This window comes from Alkalispirochaeta alkalica DSM 8900, from assembly GCF_000373545.1.
GTDB lineage: Bacteria > Spirochaetota > Spirochaetia > DSM-27196 > Alkalispirochaetaceae > Alkalispirochaeta > Alkalispirochaeta alkalica.
Window position 1 is genome coordinate 1 of record NZ_KB891728.1, and the last position, 5999, is coordinate 5999.

The 5999-nt window shown below is 42.7% G+C and carries 7 protein-coding genes; 5 read left to right on the forward strand and 2 right to left on the reverse strand.

Going from position 1 to position 5999, the window contains the following annotated elements; all coding sequences use genetic code 11:
* Positions 1–120: transposase (locus B071_RS0111005; RefSeq protein ID WP_018527143.1), on the reverse strand; the 120-nt coding region annotated here is incomplete at its 3' end.
* Between the two features lie 434 nt (positions 121–554).
* On the reverse strand, positions 555–1463 hold the full coding sequence (locus B071_RS19250) for a DUF429 domain-containing protein (RefSeq protein WP_157703174.1): 909 nt from the start codon (positions 1461–1463) through the stop codon (positions 555–557).
* 160 nt (positions 1464–1623) lie between these two features.
* Between B071_RS19250 and tnpA the strand changes: the two genes are divergently transcribed.
* The 5 genes from tnpA to B071_RS0111035 all read left to right on the forward strand — a co-directional run bounded on the left by tnpA (position 1624) and on the right by B071_RS0111035 (position 5588).
* Positions 1624–1950, forward strand: coding sequence for an IS66 family insertion sequence element accessory protein TnpA (gene tnpA / locus B071_RS0111015; RefSeq protein ID WP_169336343.1), 327 nt, complete (start codon positions 1624–1626; stop codon positions 1948–1950).
* Between the two features lie 32 nt (positions 1951–1982).
* Positions 1983–2306, forward strand: coding sequence for an IS66 family insertion sequence element accessory protein TnpB (gene tnpB, locus B071_RS20330; protein ID WP_369073158.1), 324 nt, complete (start codon positions 1983–1985; stop codon positions 2304–2306).
* A 5-nt stretch (positions 2307–2311) separates the two neighbouring features.
* On the forward strand, positions 2312–2521 hold the full coding sequence (locus B071_RS0111025) for a hypothetical protein (protein WP_018527146.1): 210 nt from the start codon (positions 2312–2314) through the stop codon (positions 2519–2521).
* A 319-nt stretch (positions 2522–2840) separates the two neighbouring features.
* Positions 2841–4586, forward strand: a complete 1746-nt coding sequence (locus B071_RS19255; protein WP_083914878.1) for a DUF262 domain-containing protein — start codon at positions 2841–2843, stop codon at positions 4584–4586.
* A gap of 567 nt (positions 4587–5153) precedes the next feature.
* Positions 5154–5588, forward strand: a complete 435-nt coding sequence (locus B071_RS0111035) for a hypothetical protein (RefSeq protein WP_157703178.1) — start codon at positions 5154–5156, stop codon at positions 5586–5588.
* The last annotated feature ends 411 nt before the right edge of the window (positions 5589–5999 follow it).

A 5999-nucleotide genomic window follows, 5' to 3' on the forward strand; every position in this document is an offset into this window, starting at 1 on the left:
GTTGTAAAATGTCGCGTCGCTGATGCGGTGCTCGCGACAAACGTCTTTGACCGACTTGCCTGCTTCGACCTCGTTGAGGATGCCAATAATCTGTGTCTCCGTAAATCGGGACTTGCGCATGAAAACTCCTTCTCCGCTGGTATTATAACCGGCGACACGAAGTTATGCGCTGTACTGCTGACGGGGATGATTACAGCCTGATGATATTACCACGGATAAGCTTCATAACACAGGCAGAATTACACCGGTCGGCAAAAATTCGTGACCGAGTCGAGTTCACCTTACAATGAACTAAAAAACTGACACGTTTTTTATCGAATACCTTTACTCGCTTCAGAAAAATGGAAGTCGCTCCATAAAATTACTCTGGCCGACTGATTGTCGGGGCTGAATGGTGATTACTCAAACAGCCATGGGGTTTCAACCGGTGTGCATTATGATGATCGGGCGATGGAAGGACGTTTCCCCCAGAATGAGTGTCCGGGGGAGACGGAGAAGTTTAAGCCCTCGTTAAGGGGTCTTAACCAAGGAGTCCACTGTAGTACGCCCTTTTTCTATCCACCAAGTTTTATAGTATTCCGATCGACAAAGTCTTTCCACTTGCTCAATAGACTATCCGATTTTGGAAGGAGCATAGAGCCATGGTCGGCGTTACCGAGTAAAATCACCTCATTACTGCCCTTCAGCCATAACTCCCCAAGAACCCACGCGACAAAGGCATCCATCTTGTCATCGGAGTTGCCTAACTCTTGCTCTATTCGACCTTTGCTAATCTTGTTGCAATCTATAAGTGACGAAATAGACTCAATCTCCAGGAGTTTGGAAACGATTTCTTCACGATTTCTCTTTCGAGTCGTCGTGTCGGTGGCACCTTTGTACTTCCACTTGGAATTCCTTTCGTCTTCCGATTCGCTGTCTCTTTTCAGCCAGAGCCAGATTGCGACCGCAGGATGCACCTCTATGATGTAATTTCCCGGTAGTAGCGAGCTTATTTCCGTATTTTCCGTTATCAGCGTGAACGGTAACTCATGTGTTGATCGATCGAACTTTCCGGTAACCGGCAGACCCACAAGTGCTCGCGTTATAGCCCAGTGGCTGCAACCGGAGTAGGGTTGTACAGATATTCCGGGTGGTGCCTTGTGCTCGTAATCTTTGGTAGAAAAAAATCTCTCAATTGCGCGTTGCGCAAAGGGATTCACACGAGGTTTATCAGTTCGGACGCTACGCAGTGTGCGTTCTGCATATACTGCTGGAGGGCCGGTCAGCGGGGCATCCCAGCAAAGGAGATTGATTGAGTTTACAATCTTGGTGTTTTCGATCTCCTCAATCATCTCGAAGGCGCGAGCCGTCGGATTTGGAACTCTCTCCGGCTTATGACCACAGCTGTCAAAACATCCCGCGGTGAAACAACACAACCCCTTCGCCGGAGCCACATCTATGCCGTAAACGGTGGTGTTATGCACGGTCAGCATCCAGAACTGTTGACACAAGATGCACAGTGGATCGATAGACCTTCTCATGCCGGTATCGTAGGCGGGAGTCGATGCGGACGATCCGTTGAGTGATTGCGCGAACTCTCATGGGCATGAGTATAAGGTATTTATATGATCTTTTCAAAAATCCATGAAAGCAACACCAGAGCATCGAGAACGGTGGCAGAAAATCTGCCGAGACTTTCGTGACAGTGGCATGAGCCAACGGGGATACTGCAGGGCACAGGGAATATCGGTGAGCTCCATGAGCTACTGGCTTCGGCAGGAGCGGAGCGCTTTGGAGGAACCAGGCCACCCAAAACCAGCCGATGCAGGGATGATACCAGTAGGCACGCTATTTCAGGGAATTGGCCCGGTTCTGCGGATCCGGATCGGTGGCGACCTGGTAGCCGAAGTGAACCTGCCGGCCGATGAAGACACCCTACGCACCGTACTGCGGGCAGCGCGATCCCTGTGAGCATCTTCAATCTCCGCCAGGTTCGAGTCTACGTGGCCCCGGCCCAACGTGTAATCATCGTTGCCGACCAGATGGAACTGGATCCGTCATCGGGATCGCTCTTCCTCTTCTATAATCGGCAACGGTCCATTCTGAAAGGGCTGCTGTGGGATCGAAACGGATTCTTACTCCTGCAAAATGTCTTGAGGGCCGGGACAAGATCCCCTGGCCAGATAGCCAGCGGCCCTCCCTCCGGAAAGAGTGTCCGGCTTCTCCCGGAATCACGGACCCAAATCATCGATATAACCACCCACAAAAAAACTTCTGAAAAACTCCCCCTCCCCGGACAAGCAGCAGACCTCACCGCCTCCTCTTGAGGGGTGTGAAGTACTACAACGAAGCAGAGTTATCGGAACTGGGAATCGTGGTGATGCCGGGGCGGTATCTTGTTAACCTGAATCCGCTGGTCATCTATGAGCAGGACAGCACCCCGCTACCCGGCATGCTTGAAGCTGGGGCGCTCCAGGAGAGCGAGAGGAGGGGCCTGCGCGGGGAGACTCCCCTGGGATGCCTGCCCCTGCGGTATCCGTAGGAGTAGGGGATGGAGTCGCCAGGTGGGGCTGTGCCCTGCCTGGTGATTTTTTTGGGGGGGTGGGACAGTTTTTGTCGCGCCCCCTTGTAATAATTGGGTGAGAGGGTTTGGCGGAGAAGCCACTGCTTCTCGGGCGGTGTTTTTCTGGCTCTGGGAGGAGAATCGTGGTAGGATTCTTGGATTGTTATGAGCGGGAATTTTTGGGGATTAGGTGGGTTGATTTGTGGGCATGACAGATTATCCGGGTCTGTCAAATTGTTTTTATGCAGAAACAAGCTGTAAAAACTAAATTTGAATAATCACAATAAAGGAATATAAAATGAACAGTGGATTAATGACAATATCAGATTTATTTGACGGAACCAAGAAATTCATTATACCAAAATATCAAAGAGCGTATGCTTGGGAAGATGAACAAATTGAAGACTTCTTTGATGACTTATACTATCATATTTCTGCTAAAAAATATTTTCTTGGAACTATATTACTTAAAGAATCAAAAAAAATAGATGATTTCGAACATCTTGAAGTTGTAGATGGTCAACAACGCATAACAACAATTGTTTTATTTATTAATCAGGTAATAAAAAAACTTGAAAATAGTCTAAAAAATAACAAAATTTCTATAAAAATAGATAAATACATTAAATATTACGATCAATATAAATTGCGATTGATTGAAAATGATAATGATTTCTTTCAAACATATATTATTGAAAATAAAGGGAATCATAACTCAAAATTTACAACCCCATCTCAGAAAAGACTTTTTGAGGCAAATAATAACTTTAGAGAATGGCTAGAAGACATCAACATTGAAGAAGTTGAAAAAATGTTATCAGCACTAGAGTCTGCAGAGATATTAATTTATTCTGTAAAAGATTCGGCAGAAGCTTCTTTGATATTTGAAACTACTAATGACAGGGGTAAAGGATTAACAAATCTTGAAAAAATTAAAAGTCATTTGATGTATAAAGCTTATATTGCTGGAGGAGAAAAGTCTAATGACTTAATTGATAATATATTTTCTCGTTTTGGAGAGATTTATCAAGTAATTGAAAGATTAAATAATGTTTTTGAACATAAAAACTTGAATTTTGTTTCAGAAGATCAAATTTGCCAATATCATTTTATAGCATTTCAAGACTGGACACAGAAAAAAGAGTACCAAAATTATTTTGATACATTAAAGGAAATAGTAAATAGTTATATTCAAAAAAATGAAAATGACAATCTTTTATATTTTATAGATGAATACAGTATCTCGTTGAAAGAATTCTTTCAATCATATGAGGCTGTTTTAAATTTAAATAATATTCACTTAAATAGTATTTTCTATTTGGAATACATATCAGGTTTTTATCCATTAATTGTTAAGGCTTTTATACTAGATAAGAGTACTAACAAACAGGATTTCAATAAGATTTTAATTGCTATCGAGAAATTTAGTTTCAGAGTTCTGGCTATGAAATTTAAAAGAAGCAATGACATTGACATGACACTTAATAGAGCAGTTAGGGATTTTACTGGTGATTTCTCTGATGTATTATATTTTTTAACTGATAAGATTTCTGAATATAGTCCTAAGAAAGTGTTTTTAAGCAAATTAAAATCAAAATATTTTTACTATGACTACTCTAATAGAGCCAAAAACTATATTTTTTGGAAATACGAAAACCTTCTAAGAAATAATTATCAACCAAAAGTAGCTTTAATGCCTTTTGAAGAACTAAATGATAAAACTGAGAAATATAAAATTACTATAGAGCATATTACTTCGCAAACACCAAAAAATGGACTGAGCTTTGACGAAATTACAGAAAATTTTGAAGAAACATATTTACATTCCTTAGGTAATCTAACAATTGATCCAAAATCTTCTAATTCAAGCAAGGGAAATGATATTTGGGATAATAAAAATAAGTATTATTTTGAAAAGGCTCCATTTAAATCACAACTAGAACTATCATCGTTTATAAAAAAAACAGAAAAAACATGGGGTGTATACTCAATCAAGAAGAGAAGCAAGCAAATAATTGATCTAATCCAAGATATATGGGACTAATTTAAAATGAATAGATAATTCGTGCATAACAATCGCATGCAACTGACAATTTTTTTGTCATAGTTTTTGAAGTCGCTTCGCTCATTTCAAAAACTACGCTAACCCTTCGGGACAAAATTGCAGCTCATGCGAACGTTATGCCTAGGTCATTTAAAATGAGGCAAAACTTTGAATAAATGGAATATTCCAGAATATCTAGAAAATTAAATTCGTAAACGTGATAAGACGTGTGTTTATTGCGGGGTTGCAATGAAAGAATCAGTTCCCAAAGGAGCTTCACGAAAAGAAGTAGCAACCTGGGAACATATAATAAATGATGAAACAATTATCACGCGAGAAAACATTGCTCGATGTTGTTCGAGTTGCAATTCCAGCAAAGGAGTAAAACGATTGTCTGTATGGATAAATTCTGATTTTTGCAAACGAAGGAATATAAATTATAATTCTGTTTCTGAAGTGGTAAGAAAAGCTTTAGATAAAGAACTTTGAAATTGAAAATACCAACATATGATTCGATGATGAATGCATTGCTACATGCGCTTCATGAATAACGAAAATCGGGGGGATATGGAAATCGAAAAAGCAGTTGTGGATGAATCCCTATTCTACCTTGAAGAGGGTGGAGAGGAGATTCGGTGTCCACTCTGTGGCGTTGCCTGGTTTGAGGGTGAGGCATACAGCAGCAAGTTCTGCGAACACCTGCGCTTCATTCTCTGTACGTACGATCAACCTGATTTTCTGTATACGTGTACCGATGATCGAGTCACCCACTTTTTTGCCGATACAATGCGCTGGATCGATACGTTACTGACGCGGCAAATAGAAGACGATTGCAACATTGATATTGACGGTAGTCTTCTGGAGCACATGGCGAAGTATGGTGATGGGCCGGCGTCACACTGCCTCGTCGTGGAGTACGAGCCGGAACCGCCGGAGTTTCACTCATTCATTACCGTGTACGGTTACCAACGCAGCGACCAGAAAGTGCGGCGTACCCGATGATGCACCGTCAGATCTCATGATCCTCTTGCCGTAAAGCGGGTCACGTCTACTGTGTCGAAGCGCGATGATTGTTTTGTGCAACCCTGGCTTCCCCGGAAATGCGACGAGAATTCCCTAGGGGGGCGGGTGGGGAATATACTTGGCCCCACCGCCGAATTTGTGGGGATTATGCCTGGCCCGCGACAACGCTCAACCTGACAAATCCTTTGTTACGGTTTGTGCATTTGTATACACCGCACCGGCTCAAACCGGACACGCTTTCTGGCGGAAAGCGGACAGTTTTTCCGGAGCTCCGGAATCAATTCAGCCTGATGGTAGCGCGATCCCTGTGAGCATCTTCAATCTCCGCCAGGTTCGAGTCTACGTGGCCCCGGCCCAACGTGTAATCATCGTTGCCGACCAGATGGAACT

Excerpts from the sequence above, each read along its gene's own strand:
- tnpA (WP_169336343.1), top strand. The coding sequence starts at position 1,624 with ATGAAAGCAACACCAGAGCATCGAGAACGGTGGCAGAAAATCTGCCGA.
- B071_RS19255 (WP_083914878.1), top strand. The coding sequence starts at position 2,841 with ATGAACAGTGGATTAATGACAATATCAGATTTATTTGACGGAACCAAG.
- B071_RS0111035 (WP_157703178.1), top strand. The coding sequence starts at position 5,154 with ATGGAAATCGAAAAAGCAGTTGTGGATGAATCCCTATTCTACCTTGAA.